The organism is Phenylobacterium sp., from assembly GCF_036402295.1.
In the GTDB taxonomy this organism is placed as follows: domain Bacteria; phylum Pseudomonadota; class Alphaproteobacteria; order Caulobacterales; family Caulobacteraceae; genus Phenylobacterium.
Genome location: NZ_DASWTE010000024.1, coordinates 1 through 14028, shown reverse-complemented (window position 1 = coordinate 14028; position 14028 = coordinate 1). Strand labels below are relative to the sequence as shown.

Below are 14028 nucleotides of genomic sequence, written 5' to 3'. Positions count from 1 at the left end.
AGCTCGCCCTTGTTGGCCAGCATCTGGGCGAAGCGGGCGTAGTCCATGGTGGCGCCGACGAGGCCGCCACCGCCGGACTCCATCACCGGCGGCGTCAGGTAGGTCGGCAGCGGCCGGTCGAAGATCGCGTTGGCCTCCTCGATCTTCCGGGTCTCACGGTTCAGCGCATAGACCGCGGCCAGGCGGCTCGCCTTGTCGGCCGGCACATAGAACGCCGTGTCGTTCATCTTCAGCGGCCTGAAGATGCGGTCCTCGAGGAACTTGCCGAGCGGCTGGCCCGACAGCTTCTCGACGAGGTAGCCCTGGATGTCGACGGTCACCGAATAGCGCCAGGACTCTCCCGGCTGGTAGATGAGCGGGATCGTCGAGGTCTTGCTGATCATGTCCTGCAGGCCGTTCGACCCCAGCACGGACTGCTCGCGGAACTGCTTGTCGACGGGATGTTTGTCCTGAAGCCCGTACCCGAAGCCGGCCGTGTGACTCATGATCTCGCGCATGGTCGGCGGGCGCTTCATGGGCACGAGCACGGGCGTCCCGTTGCCCTCCTCGTCGACCCCGGTCATGACCTTGAGGTTCTTGAATTCGGGGATGTAGCGGGTGACCGGATCGTCGAGCCGCCACTTGCCCTCCTCGAAGAGGATCATCATCGCCACGCCGGTGATGGGCTTGGACATCGAGTAGATGCGGAAGATCGTGTCCTCGGTCATCGGCTGGCCCGAAGCGAGGCTCTGCTTGCCATAGGTCTTGAAGCTGACGACCTTGCCGTGGCGGGCGAGCAGCGTGGTCATGCCGGCCACACGACCCTCGGCGACCACGCCCTGCATGTAGGCGTCCAGGCGAGCGAGCCGGGCGCTGTCGAAGCCCACGGACTCCGGCGTGGTGGCGCGCGAGAGGGCGGCGGGCGCCTTGGCCGCGGCGGCGGCCGGCTTCTTCGCGGCCTGGGCCGAGACCTGGACCGGCGCCAGCGCCAGAGCGACGGCGGTCAGCGCGGCCGCGAACCGAACACTGTGGCGAAGCAGCATATCCATCCCCTCCCAAACACTTGTTGGGACGAAGCTTAGGCGGCGCGCGCGGCCACGCAAGCACGGGTGAGTTTCAGGTCGGCAATCCGGGGCGAACGCCGCTAGCCTCCCGCCATGAAACGGCTGCTCATCGTCTGGCATTCGCGCACGGGCGCGGCCCGGGCCATGGCCGACGCCGCGGCGCGCGGCGCGGGCGCCGAGGCCGGCGTCGAGGCGCGGATGCTGATGGCCGAGGCCGCGGGGCCCGACGACCTGCTGGCGGCGGACGGGTACCTCTTCGCCTGCCCGGAGAACCTCGCGGCCATGTCGGGCGCGATGAAGGAGTTCTTCGACCGCAACTACTATCCGGTGCTCGAGCGCCTGAACGGCCGGCCCTACGGCATGCTGATCGCCGCCGGCAGCGACGGGACCAACGCCGTCCGCCAGATGGCCCGGATCGCCACCGGCTGGCGGCTGAAGCCGATCGCCGAGCCCATCATCGTCTGCACCCACGCCCAGGCGCCCGAGGCGATCCTGGCGCCCAAGACCGTGCCCGACGCCGACCTCGCCCGCTGCGAGGAGCTGGGCGCCGCCCTGGCCGCCGGGCTGGCGATGGGGGTCTTCTGACGCCCACGTCAGTCGGCCGGCGTGATCCCGAACACCGCCTCGTCGCCCAGGACGATGATGCTCGGCCACCGCCGAGGCGGCATCGCCATGAGCGCGTCGATGTGCCGGGCCAGTTCGGCCCGCTCGGCAGCATCGGCCTCGGCTGCGCCCCCGCGCCCCGTCGGCGTGTCGTTCCTCATGGTGCTCCTCGGCCCAGAAAGACGCGCACCGGCGCTTCGGTTCCGCCACGGACGGGGCGTAGGATCGTCGCAGCACCCATGGAGTTCGGCCATGAACGCAGTGTCCGAGACGGCCTTCCACGTCGAGCCGCTGCCCGCGACGTTCGGGGCGACGATGACCGGGCCCCGACTGGCCGAGCTCGACGAAGCGGCGTTCCGCGAGCTCTACCGGACGTGGCTCGAATACGGCCTGCTGATCCTCCCGGGCCAGCACCTCACCCGCGACGAGCAGGTCGCGTTCGCCCGCCGCTTCGGGCCGCTGGAGATCGAGATCACCCCGATCAGCAACGTCCGCGCGGACGGCACAGTCCGCCCCGAAGAGGGCGACGACGTGATCAAGGTGCTGAAGGGCAACATGGGCTGGCACTGCGATTCTACCTACATGCCGGTGCAGGCCAAGGGCGCGGTGTTCACGGCGCAGGTCGTCCCGGATGAGGGCGGCGAGACCGAGTGGGCGGATATGGCCGCGGCCTACGAAGCGCTGTCGCCGTCGGTGCGGGAGCGGATCGCAGGCCTCAGCGCCTTGCATTCGCTGCGTTACAGCCAGGGCAAGCTGGGCCACGCGCACCAGGCGGGCAGCGCCTATTCCGGCTACGGCATGACTGTGGACGACCCGCCGCTGCGGCCGCTGGTGAAGGTCCACCCCGAGACCGGACGGCCCTGCCTGATGATCGGGCGCCATGCCTATGGCCTCGCCGGGCTGGAGGCCGAGGAGTCGGAACGCCTCCTTGACGAGCTCTGCGCTGAGGCCTGCCGGCCGCCGCGGGTGTGGCGGCACAGCTGGACGCCCGGCGACGCGGTGATCTGGGACAACCGGCGACTGATGCATCGCGCCTGCCCCTGGGATATGAGCCGGCCGCGGGTCATGCACCATTCGCGGATCGCCGGAGATCCGGTCAGCGAATTCGCGGCGGGCGCGGCCCAGCACACGTCACGGTGATACCGGAGCGTGCGCATGCTATACTGTAGGGTGTAAACCCGAGGCGTCGGGGCTAGGGCGCTGGAGGCTGGGCGAGCGTCATGTTGCGGATCGAACTCTCGGAGCTGAGCGCCCAGGAGCTGAAACGACTGCTCGACAGCGCCCGGGCGCGCGGTCAGACCGCCCTCGCCGAACAGCTCGTCGCCGAGCTGGAGATGCGGCCCGGCCGCGCCGTGGACTGGAACCCCATCCCGGCGGGCTACGGCGCGCAGATGGCGTTCGAGCCGTCGTTCGAGCCAGCCGACGAGCCGCATCGCCCGCGCCGCAGCGGGGTGATGGTCGCCACCGCCGTGCTGGCTGCGTTCGTCTCGGCCGGCGTCACCTGGGGGCTCAGCGTGCCCATGACGCCGCACGCGGCGAAGGAGCCGATCGAACCGGCGCCACGCGCGGCCGTGATGCTCACGTCCGTCGCCCCGGTGCGTCCGCAATCCGACTTGCCCGCCCCCGCGCCGGTTGTCGACCACGTCGACGTCGACGGCGACGAACCTGTTGCGCGGCTGCCCCGCGCGCCCCTGCCTATGGCGCGCGCCGCGCCCGCCAAGGCGTCCGCGCGCGCCAAGCGCTGCCACGACCTTCCGACGCCGGCCCAGCGGTTGACCTGCGGCTATCCCGTACTGGCCGCGCAGGACCGACAGCTGCGCGCGGCTTACGACAAAGCCCTCGCCAGCGGGGCGGACCGGCGGGAGCTCGACCGGGCCCAGGCGGTTTGGCGCGGCGAGAGCGAGAACATCGCCGACCGCAACGCCCTGGCCGAGCGCTACCAGCGCCGCATCCGCGAGATCGAGGCCGCGTCCGCCAGGCCGCCGCCCGCGCCACCACCGCCCGCGAAGCCGGCCCCCGAGGACCCGCCGTTCTAGCGGAAGATGTCGAGCGGCCGGGCCGCCGCGGGATCGAACGCCCGCCAGTCGAGCGCCAGCGCGCTGGCGACGGTCGCCGCAACTTGACTGCTGCTCGCACACTCGCCGCCAGGACGCTTGCCCTGCGCCACGTCCGGACCGATCGCGGCCAGCCAGGTCTCGTTCGACTGGGCGAAGGCGCCCCGGCCGTGGTGACGCCAGGCGTCCTTGCCGCCGACGCCGCGGCCATGGTCGGTGGTCACGATCAGGGTGGTCCTGCCGGCATAGGCGGGATGGGCCTGCAGGGTCTTCCAGAGCTCGGCCAGGAAGGCGTCCGAGCGGCGCGCGGCCCACAGCATCTGGTCGTAGCGGCCTTCGTGGGCGAACTCGTCGGTGTCGCCATAGGCGATGTAGAGCACCCGCGGCCGGCTCTGGCCCTTCAACGCCTCCAGCGCCAGGACGTGGGTGAACGCGTCGAACCGCTCCACCGGCCACAGGCGCGGGACCTCGGCCTGCAGACGGGCGAATTGGGTCCCGGGCGCGGCGTCCCAGCCGGCGTTCACCGCGACGCCGCTTCGGCCCGGATTCAGGATGTCGCGGAACGCCTCCCACGAGGCGAACGCCTGCACCCGGCCCTTGAGGCCCGGCTGACGGTTCAGCCATTCCAGGACGGTCACGTTGCGGTTCGGCCCGTGCTCGTTCGAGCGGATGGCCGGGTCGGGCTTGCCGGTCAGCAGCTCGTTGTAACCGGGATAGGAGAACCACTGGTCGTTCGTGACCGCCATGCAGCCCCCGTGGTCGCGGTCGCCCAGCAGCACGCCCTGCTTGGCCACCACCTCGTGCAGGAACGGCATGAGGGCGCGCGCGCGATCGGGCGGGTCCAGGAAATCCTTCTTCAGCTCCCGCAGCTCAGAGACGAAGGCCCGGTCGGCCGCCCGCGCCGGGTCGGCGCCCCGGAACACCTCCTGCCACGGCATGCCGTCCAGGGTGACCAGCACCACGTTGCGCTCGCGCGCCGCCGCCGCGGCCACCAGGTGGAATGACAGTGCGACCGCAAGCGCGGCTGCGAAGATCCGAAGTGTCCGGCCCATGTGGGCGAACGTAGGGCCGCCTCGGCCCAGCTTCCAAAGGTTTTCGTCCTCGCGACCGAGCCCTAAGGTGGCCGCCGTCTCGCTCCGTCAGGACTGCCCGATGCCCGCCACGCGCCGAGCCTTCGCGCTTTCCACCCTGGCCGCGGCGGCGCTCGGCGCCTCTGCCACGGCCCAGCCCAAGGTGAAACCCATGCGGATCCTGATCCTGGGCGGCACCGGCTTCATCGGCCCGCACCAGGTGCGCCATGCGCTCTCCCGTGGCCACAAGGTCACCGTCTTCAACCGCGGCCGGCGGCCAGACGACTTCCCGCCCGAGGTGGAGGAGCTGGTCGGCGACCGCAACACCTCCGACCTGAAGGCGCTGGAGGGCAAGACCTGGGACGTCTGCATCGACAATCCCACCACCCTGCCCTTCTGGGTGCGCGACGCGGCCAAGGTGCTGAAGGGCAACGTCGGCCACTACCTCTTCGTCTCGACGATGTCGGTCTACGCTACGCAGGATCGCCCGGGCGAGGACGAGACGGCGCCGACCGCGGCCTATGCGGGCGCCGACGCCTTCGCCGAGCGTGGGCCGGCGAAGCCCGAGCTCTACGGACCGCTGAAGGCCGTGAGCGAGACCGAGGCCCGGTCGCAGTTCGGCGCCGGCGCGACGACGATCGTGCGGCCGGGCCTGATCGTGGGCCCTGGCGACGAGACCGACCGCTTCACCTATTGGCCGGTGCGCCTGGCGCGCGGTGGCGAGGTGCTGGCGCCGGGCGACGGCAGCGACCCGATCCTCTACGTCGACGCCCGCGACCTGGCCGAGTGGACGATCCGCCTGGTGGAGCAGCGGACGGCCGGAACGTTCAACGCCATCGGGCCGGCAAGGCCGCTCACCACGAAGGGACTGCTGGACGGCGTGGCCAAGGGCGTGGGGGCGAAGCCCACCTACGTCTGGGCGCCGGCGGACTGGCTCGCGGAGAAGAACGTCAACGGCTGGAGCGACCTGCCGGTCTGGCTTCCGGGCCAGGGACGGACGGCGGGCTTCCACCGGCGGAGCAACGCCGCAGCGATCAACGCCGGCCTGACCCTCCGCCCGCTGGAGACGACCGCAGCCGACACGCTGGCGTGGTGGAAGACCCTGCCCGAGGAACGGCGCGCCAAGCCGCGAACCGGGCTCTCGCCCGAACGCGAGACGGCATTGCTGGCGGAACGGAGGGCGAAGGCTTAGGCGATGGCGGTGAACGAGACGCGGTTCCGGTACGAGGGCGAGGATGGGACCGGCCTGGCCGGCTTCCGCTGGCAGGCCGGCGGCAAGCCCAGGGCCGTACTGCAGCTGGCGCACGGCGCCGGCGAGCACGCGGGGCGTTACCTCGGGCCGATGACCCCGATCGTCGAGGCCGGCTTCGTGATCTACGCGGCCGACCATCGTGGGCACGGCATGACGTCGGGCATGAGCAGCCTGGGCGATTTCGGCCCGGGCGGCGCCCCGGCCGTCGTCGCCGACATGGCCGTCCTCTCGCGCCGGGCGCGGGCCGAATACCCGGACCTGCCGCTGGTCCTGATGGGCCATTCGATGGGGGCTATGCTGTCCCAGGCTTATGTGCTGGAGCATTCTGACCTGATCGACGCGCTGGTGCTGTCGGGCACGACGGGACCGGCCGCCCGCATCGCGCCGGAGAAACTGAACGAGGGTTTCGAGGGCCGCACGCCCTACGACTGGCTCTCGCGCGACGCGGCCGAGGTGGACAAGTACCTGGCCGATCCCTTCTGCGGCATACAGTTCACCGACGCGTCGCGGGCCTCGTTCATGGAACTGCGCGAGCGGCAGCCGACGCCGGAAGCGTTGGCGAAGGTCAAGGCGGGCCTGCCGGTCTACGTCCTCGTCGGCGACCAGGACCCGATCAACCAGAAGCTCGCGGGCCTGACGCCGCTGGTCGACGCCTACCGGGCCGCTGGCCTGGACGTCACGCTCAAGGTCTATCCGGGCGGGCGTCACGAGATGCTCAACGAAACGAACCGCGACGAGGTGGTGGCCGACCTCCTCACCTGGCTGAAGGCGCACGCATGACCATCCTGATCACCGGCGGGACCAAGGGCATCGGGCTGGGGATCGCCCGGCAGCTCGCGCCGCGCGGCGAGCCCTTGGTGCTGGGCTGGCATGGCGATGCCGCGGCGGCCGAGGCGGCGGTGGCCGAGCTCGCGGGCCAGGGCGCGCCGGTCTCGGCCGTGCGGGCCGACGTGGGCGACATCGGCCAGGCCGCCGAGCTGGTGCGGATTGCAGGGACCGGTGGCGACGGGCCGCTGCACATCGTGCACAGCGCCGCGGCCATCTATCCCACCGCCCTGCTCGAGGCCGACCTGCCGGCGTTCACGCGGGCGATCGAGACCAACGGCCTGTCGCTGCTCTACCTCGTGCAGCCGGCGCTGCCGTGGCTCACCCGCGGATCCAGCGTGGTCTTCATCACCAGCGCCGGCGCACGCACGACGCTGGCCAACTACGCCGCCCTGGGCTGCGGCAAGGCGCTGGCCGAGAGCCTGGTCCGCTACCTGGTGCCCGAGCTGGCGCCGCGCGGGGTGCGGATCAACGCCGTCGCGCCCGGGCTGGTGGCGACGACCTCGGTCGCGAAGATGGCCGGCGGCGAGGCGGCGGCCGAGCGGGTGCTGGAGCGCGGCGCACGGTCCAACCCGTCGGGCCGGCTGACCGAAGCGGCCGACTATGGCGCGGTCGTCGACTTCCTGCTGAGCGACGCCGCCCAGTTCGTGCAGGGCCAGGTCGTGCACGTGAACGGCGGGGCCTATGTGCCGGGCTGAGCGCGACACAGACGCCGGTTGACGGGAGGGCCGTCTCGGCGTCCTCTCATGGGCGAGGGATGTCAAACGGCAGGTGGGCCAAACCATGCCGGGGATCGACCTGTCGACCCTCACCGCTCCCGAACTCCGCCAGCTCCTGCGCCTCGCCCGCGGACGCCATGACGGACTTCTCATCGACCGCGTCGAATGGGAGATCGCGCAACGCAAGGCGTTGGAGAGCCGCGTGGGCGTCGACCTGGGCCGCCAGGCGGCGGCGGTCATCGAGGACGGCGACGTCACCATCGACGAGATCCGCGCCTTCCGCCGACCAGAGCTGGAGTTGCCCGATCGGCGGCCACGCAGAAGCGGCGCGAGCGGCGGTGGGAGCGGCCGCGTCTCGGCGATGCTCTTTGGGCTAGTCGCCGGCTCGGCGCTGACCGCCGGCGCCTTCGCGGGCGTCGACAGCGGCTGGCGGCTGCCGGTGACCATCGGAATCTCTGCGCCGCCGAAGGTGACCGTCGCCGAGCGGGCCCCTGCGCCCGTGCCGATCGTCCGACCGAAGCCGCCTGCCCCCGCCGCCAGCTCCGACGCCGTGGCCAGCGTGCTGGCGCCCGAGCCGTTCCCACCGCCGCCGCCGCCGCCCGTGGAAGTGGCCGAGGCGCCGCCGCCGGATCCGCTGCCCGCGGTGGCCGTCGCGCCCGAGCCGGAGCCCGAGCCGGTCGAAGTGGCCGAGGTCGCACCACCTCCTCCGCCGCCGCCGAAAGTGATCGAGAAGAAGGAACCCGCGCCCAAGGCCATCGAGAAGAGGCTCGCCGAGAAGAAGGACGTGACGAAGGCGAAGGTCGAGAAGCCGAAGCACCTCGCGGAGAAGAAGAAGACGCCGGCCGCGAAGGCCGGCAAGGACAAGAAGGAGCCGGCCGCCAGGCTCGCCAAGAAGAAGGCCGAGCCCAAGGCCAAGACCGCCGTGGCCGCCAAGAAGTCCGCCGACAAGGCCAAGCTCGCCGCCAGGAAGGACGCGAAGCCCAAGTTGGCGGCGAAGGACAAGTCCACCGCCAAGCCTGCCGGAAAGGCGATCGCCAAGGCCGATCCGAAGAAGCCGGCCGCCAAGCCTGCGCCGGCGAAGTCCAAGCAGGTCGCCGCCGCGCCCACCGGCGAGGCGCACGATGCGATCGGCTCGCTGCTGGCGGAGAGCGAGACGCGGAGCGGGGCCCAGTAGACGGTCTGCATCGCCGCAGCGAAACAGGCCGATACGTCAGGTCCGGTCGCACCGTTGATCGGAACCTCGCGCCGGGGTGCGGAATTTCTGCGCTCAACTAGAATGCGATCCTTGGAGGCGGCGCCGGGTGCGCGGCTAGGGGCGCCTGGCATGACGGATTTCCTGGTTCGGAGGATCGCGCGGCAGCCGCGTGGCGCGATGGCCCGGATCGCGCTGGGCCTGGCGCTGGCCGCCGTGGCGCTGGGGATCCGGCTGGCGCTCGCCCCGCTGATCGGGATGGGCGCGCCGTTCGGGGCCTTCATCCTGGCCGTGCTGGTCGCCACCGTGTTCGGCGGAGTGATCGCGGGCGTGACCTCCGTGGTCCTGCTGGCCGGCGGCGGGGTCCTGATGCTGGCGCCGGCGGCGCCAGCGGTCGCCGTGCGCCGGGCCGTGTTCGCGGTCACCTTCTTCCTCGCCAGCAGCGGCTTCGTGATCTGGATCATCACGCTCCTGCGCGCGGCGTTGCTGCGCGAGGTGGCGGCGCGCGAGGGCGAGCGGCTGCTGAAGCTGGAGTTGCACCATCGGGTGAAGAACACGCTGGCCGTCGTGCAGTCGCTGGCCGAGCAGACGTTCCGCGACGCCGCCGACGCGCACGCCGCGCGCCGCCAGTTCACCGACCGGCTGGTGGCGCTGGCTGGCGCGCACGACCTGCTGGTCGACGCCGGCTGGCGGGCGGTGACGCTGGATACGCTGGCGGCCCAGGCGATGGCGCCGTTCCGGCCGGTGGACGGGCGGCTGGTGGTCGACGGCGGGCCGGTGGAGATTTCGCCCGAGGTGGCCGTGGCGCTGGCGTTGTGCCTGCACGAGCTGGCCACCAACGCGTCGAAATACGGGGCGCTGGCCGACGGCGGGCGGGTGCGCCTGGCCTGGGCGGTGGACGAGGCGGGCGGGCGGCGGCGGCTGGAGCTCGAATGGCGCGAGACGGGCGGGCCCAAGCCGGCGCCGGTCGGGCGGCAGGGCTTCGGCACGCGGCTGCTCACCCGGGCGCTGGCGGCGCAGTCCGGCGCGGCGACCGAGCTCAGCTTCCCGGCTGAGGGCGCGCTCTGGCGGGCGGGGTTCGACCTTTAGAAAAGTCCGTACGCATCCGTTTCGGGGCGCTACGCTGTTCTGCGAGTCAACAAGAACACCATCTCGTCGGAGGGACCCCCATGCACCATTCACCCGCGCGCCGCGCGTCCTTTGGCTTGCTCGCTGCGCTGGCGGCAGCGCCGGCCGCACGCGCAGCTGCCAGGAAGGCCGCCCTGCCCGAGGTCGTGATCTACCACCTGGAGGGCCGCCGGTCCGAGCGGGTGGTGTGGCTGATGGAGGAGCTCGGCCTGCCCTACAAGCTCGAGTTCAAGCGGGGCGACCTGGCGGGCTCGATGGCGCAGATCCGGGCGCTCAGCCCCATCGTGCCCATGGCGCCCACGGTGAAGTACGGCGACCAGATCCTCGTCGAGTCTGGCGCCATCCTGGAGATGATCCTCGAGCGGCACGGCGGCGGGCGGCTGATGCCGGCCAAGGACAGCCGCGACTACCCGGCGCACCTGATGTGGATGCACTACGCCGAGGGCTCGCTGGCGGCGCGGCTGTTCTCCGACTACCGCGCCTGGATGGCCAACCCGCCCACGCGGCGCTCGCCGCTGGTGGACAGTGAGGCCACGGTGCAGTTCGCCGACGAGTTCCTGAAGACCCACGCCTGGTTCGGCGGGGCGGAGTTCTCGGCCGCCGACATCATGATGCTGTTCCCGCTCAACGTGGCGACGGGGCTCAACATCGTCGACGTGGCGCAGTTCCCGGCGGTGGCCGCCTGGAAGACCAAGGTCGAGGCCCGGCCGGCCTACCAGCGGATGCTGGCCAAGGCGCGGCCGGACGGGATGATCGGCAACCTGCCGGTCCTGCCCAAGCACGCGCCGCCCGGCCCGCGCACGCCGGCGCCTTCGCGAAGCTGACCCCGCCAGGCGGACGGACCTGACGGGGCGCTCCCTTCCGGGGTTCGGCTACCAGCGACGGTGGTCGTAGCCCCGGTCGTAGTGATCGTACCGGTCATAGTGGTCATGGCCGCGGTGCCAGCCGCGGTGGTGGCGGCGGTTGTCGTAGCGGTCCCACTGGTCGGGGCGGCCGTCGCGGTCGCGGTCGCGGTTCCACTCGCGGTAGTCCGGGATGCCGTCGCGGTCGGAGTCGCGGTAGCGGCGGTGGTGGCGGTAGTCGCCTCGATCGTAGCCGCGATAGTCGTGGTATCCGCGGTCGTAGCCGCCGCGGTCGTAATAGCCGTACGGCTGGGCGGCGGCCGCGCCGGCGGCGGTGAGCGCCGCAAGCGCCGCCACGGCGCCCAGGACGAGCTTCTTCATCTGGATCTCCTCGTTGGCCCGTCCTTGCGCGCGACCGTACGGGGCGGTGTCTGAACGGGGTCGGCGACTTCCGTTCAGCAGGGGTTTAGGGAGATGAACTGGGCCGTGGGCGCAGACGCGGAGGCCCGGCAGGCGGGAGGACGCACGATGAGCGATGTGCTGTACGAGGCGGCGGACGGTGTCGCCACGATCACGCTGAACCGGCCCGAGCGGCTGAACGCCTGGACGGCCGCGATGGCGGCGGGGCTGCGGGACAGCCTGAAGCGGGCGGAGGCCGACGCGGACGTGCGCGCGATCGTGCTGACCGGGGCCGGGCGCGGGTTCTGCGCCGGGGCCGACATGAACCTGCTGCAGGACGTGGCCGCGGCCGGCGAGAGCGCCGAGTCGACCGCCCCGCCCTTCGACCCCACCGCCCGGCCCGACTTCCAGCATCCGCAAACCTACCTGGCCGCCGTCGGCAAGCCGATCATCGCGGCGATCAACGGGCCGGCGGCGGGGATGGGCCTCTGCATCAGCCTCTTCTGCGACCTGCGGTTCATGGCCGACGGGGCGTTCTTCACCAGCGCGTTTTCCCGCCGCGGCCTGATCGCCGAGCACGGCACGAGCTGGATGCTCCAACGCCTGGTCGGCCACAGCCGCGCGCTCGACGTCATGCTGTCGTCCAGGCGTGTGGGGTCCGAGGAGTGCCTGCGCATCGGCCTGGCCGACCGGGTGTTCATGGTCGCCGACCTGCTCCGCGAGGCGAAGGCGTACGCCAAGGACCTCGCCGACAACGTCTCGCCGCGCTCGATGCGGGTGATCAAGCGGCAGATGTGGAACGCCCTGGTCCAGGACCTCGCCGAGGCCATGAAGGACGCCGACCACGAGATGGCGCTCAGCCTGAAGAGCGACGACTTCAGGGAGGGCGTGGCGAGCTTCGTGGAGAAGCGGCAGGTGCGGTTCACCGGGACCTGACCCGCGCCGCTTTGACGGGCGTCAAGTCGCCGGCCCGGGATCGGGCGCAGGCTGCGGCAGCCTGGATCCCAGCGAGGCGCGCCATGAGGACCACCGTTGCGTTGATCGTCGCCGGCCTCGCCTGCGCGGTCGCCCTGCCCGCCCCGGCGTCGGCCCAGGTCCAGGCGCCGCCGCAGAGGCCGCTCACCGAGGGCCAGTCGGTCGCGCTCGGCCGCGCGCTCGTCCAGCGCAACTGCGCCATGTGCCACGCCGTCGGCCGCGCGGGCGCCAGCCCGAGCCCCGAGGCCCCGCCGTTCCGCGAGCTGCACCAGCGCGGCGACGTGGAGATGCTGGGCGAAGGCGGGGCCAAGGGCATCCTCACCCGCCATCCCGCCATGCCGGAGTTCCGCTTCCAGCCGCACGAGCTGGTCGCCATCGTCCGCTACCTGCGCAGCATCCAGTCGCGGCGCGACGTGCGCTGGGCGCCGCGGGACTGAGGCCCCGCAGGCGCTGTCGTCCGAACCACGCCGCCGACGGAACCGCGTTACCGCGGGGCCGTTTGGGGGGCGGCCTGCGGGCTGGCGGCAAGGCCGGCGTCCGGGGCCGGACCCTAAGAGAGGCTGGGAGCCATGGACACCACAACAACCCTCGCCGTCATCGTCATCGCCGTGCTGGTCGTGCTGGCCGCGGCGTTCTTCGTCATGAAGAGCCGCCGTTCGAAGTCGCTGCAGTCGCAGTTCGGCCCCGAATACGAGCGCGCCGTGATCGAGACCGGCGGCAAGAGCAAGGCCGAGCACGAGCTGGCCGAGCGCGCCAAGCGGGTCAAGCACTTCGACATCCACCCCCTGCCCCCGGGCGGCGGCGCCCGGTACGCCGCGGCGTGGAAGGCCGTGCAGGCCCGGTTCGTGGACGAGCCCGGCCCCGCGGTTCAGGAAGCCGACGACCTGATCGGCGAACTGATGGCCGCGCGCGGCTATCCGGTCACCGACTTCGAGCAGCGGGCCGCCGACCTGTCGGTCGACCACGGCGAACTGGTGCACGACTACCGCGTCGCCCACCAGGTGGCGCTGCGCCACGGAGAGGGCAAGGCCGGCACGGAAGACCTGCGCCAGGCCATGATCCACTACCGCGCGCTGTTCGAGGACCTGCTCGAGGAGCCGCCGCCGGTCGAGCACCGCCGCGCGTCCTGAGCCCAACGACAACAGACAAGCGCCTTTGAGGAGAATCCCATGAGCGAGCCGCGCGAACCCCGCACCGACTTCGAGCCTGAGCGGGACGACAAGCTGAGTACCGCCGAACTGGCCGGCGCCGGCGACCAGGCTGACCGGCGGGCCGACAGGTCGGCCGGCGAGCCCCGCACCTTCGACGGGCCGGACTGGGAGGCCGAGGGCGCCGCCCCGGTGTTCCCGGAGAAGGAGGCCGACGCGCTGCGCGTGGAGTGGGACGCCATCCAGGCCAGCTTCGTCGACGAGCCGCGCCGCGCCGTCGAGGAGGCCGACCACCTGGTCGCCGCCACCATGAAGCGCCTGGCCGAGAGCTTCGCCGAGGAGCGCGCGCGGCTGGAAGGCCAGTGGGACCGCGGCGACGACGTCTCCACCGAGGACCTGCGCGTGGCGCTGCGCCGCTACCGCTCGTTCTTCACCCGGCTGCTGTCGGCCTGACCCGGCCGGCGGCGCCCTCGCGCGCCGCAGGCGCTGTCATGATTGCCCGCGGAAGGACGCGGAAGGGCGCCGGGCCTGGCGAGGCGCCGGGCTCGTTCTGCTCTTTCCGCGTCCTTCCGCGTGTTTCCGCGGGCCATTGAGGGGGCGCTGCGCGCCGTCAGCCGGTGTCGGAGAGAGGGACCGGCGGGTCGTCGGTGTCTTCCGGCATAGGTGGCGCGGCGTCGAACTCGGGGTCGTCCGGGTCGCGACGGCGCACCTCGGGGTCGGGGAAGAAGGTGGGTTCGGGGAGGTCTGGCCAGCGGTCGGCCAGGTCTTCGGGCAACCC

General features: G+C 72.0%; 17 protein-coding genes. 13 read left to right on the top strand and 4 right to left on the bottom strand.

Annotated elements, in window-relative coordinates:
• Positions 1-1022: serine hydrolase domain-containing protein (locus VGD44_RS01470; protein WP_331083128.1), on the bottom strand; the 1022-nt coding region annotated here is incomplete at its 3' end.
• A gap of 114 nt (positions 1023-1136) precedes the next feature.
• On the opposite strand from VGD44_RS01470, the gene VGD44_RS01465 reads away from it, so the two are divergent.
• Entirely contained in the window at positions 1137-1628 is a 492-nt protein-coding gene (locus VGD44_RS01465; protein WP_331083126.1) for a flavodoxin family protein, read from the top strand.
• An 8-nt stretch (positions 1629-1636) separates the two neighbouring features.
• Here the strand turns inward: VGD44_RS01465 and VGD44_RS01460 are convergent, their stop codons facing one another.
• The gene (locus VGD44_RS01460) at positions 1637-1807 is read right to left on the bottom strand and encodes a hypothetical protein (RefSeq protein ID WP_331083124.1); all 171 of its coding nucleotides are present in this window, start codon (positions 1805-1807) and stop codon (positions 1637-1639) included.
• A 91-nt stretch (positions 1808-1898) separates the two neighbouring features.
• On the opposite strand from VGD44_RS01460, the gene VGD44_RS01455 reads away from it, so the two are divergent.
• Together VGD44_RS01455 and VGD44_RS01450 are read left to right on the top strand one after the other, a co-directional pair.
• On the top strand, positions 1899-2786 hold the full coding sequence (locus tag VGD44_RS01455) for a TauD/TfdA family dioxygenase (protein WP_331083122.1): 888 nt from the start codon (positions 1899-1901) through the stop codon (positions 2784-2786).
• 80 nt (positions 2787-2866) lie between these two features.
• Positions 2867-3682, top strand: coding sequence for a hypothetical protein (locus VGD44_RS01450; RefSeq protein WP_331083120.1), 816 nt, complete (start codon positions 2867-2869; stop codon positions 3680-3682).
• Here the strand turns inward: VGD44_RS01450 and VGD44_RS01445 are convergent.
• Positions 3679-4752 (bottom strand): alkaline phosphatase family protein, encoded by a 1074-nt coding sequence (locus tag VGD44_RS01445; protein ID WP_331083118.1) that lies wholly within the window; start codon positions 4750-4752, stop codon positions 3679-3681. The two genes, VGD44_RS01450 and VGD44_RS01445, sit on opposite strands and share 4 nt — an antisense overlap.
• Before the next feature lie 100 nt (positions 4753-4852).
• On the opposite strand from VGD44_RS01445, the gene VGD44_RS01440 reads away from it, so the two are divergent.
• The 6 genes from VGD44_RS01440 to VGD44_RS01415 all read left to right on the top strand — a co-directional run bounded on the left by VGD44_RS01440 (position 4853) and on the right by VGD44_RS01415 (position 10710).
• Positions 4853-5962, top strand: coding sequence for an NAD-dependent epimerase/dehydratase family protein (locus VGD44_RS01440; RefSeq protein WP_331083116.1), 1110 nt, complete (start codon positions 4853-4855; stop codon positions 5960-5962).
• 3 nt (positions 5963-5965) lie between these two features.
• Positions 5966-6802, top strand: a complete 837-nt coding sequence (locus VGD44_RS01435; protein WP_331083114.1) for an alpha/beta fold hydrolase — start codon at positions 5966-5968, stop codon at positions 6800-6802.
• Positions 6799-7545, top strand: a complete 747-nt coding sequence (locus tag VGD44_RS01430; protein ID WP_331083111.1) for an SDR family NAD(P)-dependent oxidoreductase — start codon at positions 6799-6801, stop codon at positions 7543-7545. Before VGD44_RS01435 ends, VGD44_RS01430 begins: the two co-directional genes overlap by 4 nt.
• An 85-nt stretch (positions 7546-7630) precedes the next feature.
• Positions 7631-8740, top strand: coding sequence for a hypothetical protein (locus VGD44_RS01425; RefSeq protein ID WP_331083109.1), 1110 nt, complete (start codon positions 7631-7633; stop codon positions 8738-8740).
• 150 nt (positions 8741-8890) lie between these two features.
• Positions 8891-9847 (top strand): sensor histidine kinase, encoded by a 957-nt coding sequence (locus VGD44_RS01420; RefSeq protein ID WP_331083107.1) that lies wholly within the window; start codon positions 8891-8893, stop codon positions 9845-9847.
• Positions 9848-9927: 80 nt separating this feature from the next.
• Positions 9928-10710 carry a glutathione S-transferase family protein gene (locus VGD44_RS01415; protein ID WP_331083105.1) on the top strand — a complete coding sequence of 261 codons (783 nt, stop codon included), beginning with the start codon at positions 9928-9930 and terminating at the stop codon, positions 10708-10710.
• A gap of 48 nt (positions 10711-10758) precedes the next feature.
• On the opposite strand, the gene VGD44_RS01410 is transcribed toward VGD44_RS01415, so the two are convergent.
• Positions 10759-11109: a hypothetical protein gene (locus VGD44_RS01410; RefSeq protein WP_331083103.1), complete on the bottom strand. Its 351-nt coding sequence runs from the start codon at positions 11107-11109 to the stop codon at positions 10759-10761.
• Between the two features lie 147 nt (positions 11110-11256).
• On the opposite strand from VGD44_RS01410, the gene VGD44_RS01405 reads away from it, so the two are divergent.
• From VGD44_RS01405 to VGD44_RS01390, 4 genes are all read left to right on the top strand, one after another.
• A complete protein-coding gene (locus tag VGD44_RS01405) occupies positions 11257-12063 on the top strand; it encodes an enoyl-CoA hydratase (RefSeq protein ID WP_331083100.1) in 807 nt (268 codons plus the stop codon).
• 83 nt (positions 12064-12146) lie between these two features.
• Entirely contained in the window at positions 12147-12539 is a 393-nt protein-coding gene (locus VGD44_RS01400) for a cytochrome c (RefSeq protein ID WP_331083098.1), read from the top strand.
• 132 nt (positions 12540-12671) lie between these two features.
• Entirely contained in the window at positions 12672-13232 is a 561-nt protein-coding gene (locus VGD44_RS01395) for a hypothetical protein (RefSeq protein WP_331083096.1), read from the top strand.
• 39 nt (positions 13233-13271) lie between these two features.
• On the top strand, positions 13272-13703 hold the full coding sequence (locus VGD44_RS01390; protein ID WP_331083094.1) for a hypothetical protein: 432 nt from the start codon (positions 13272-13274) through the stop codon (positions 13701-13703).
• Positions 13704-14028: the final 325 nt, after the last annotated feature.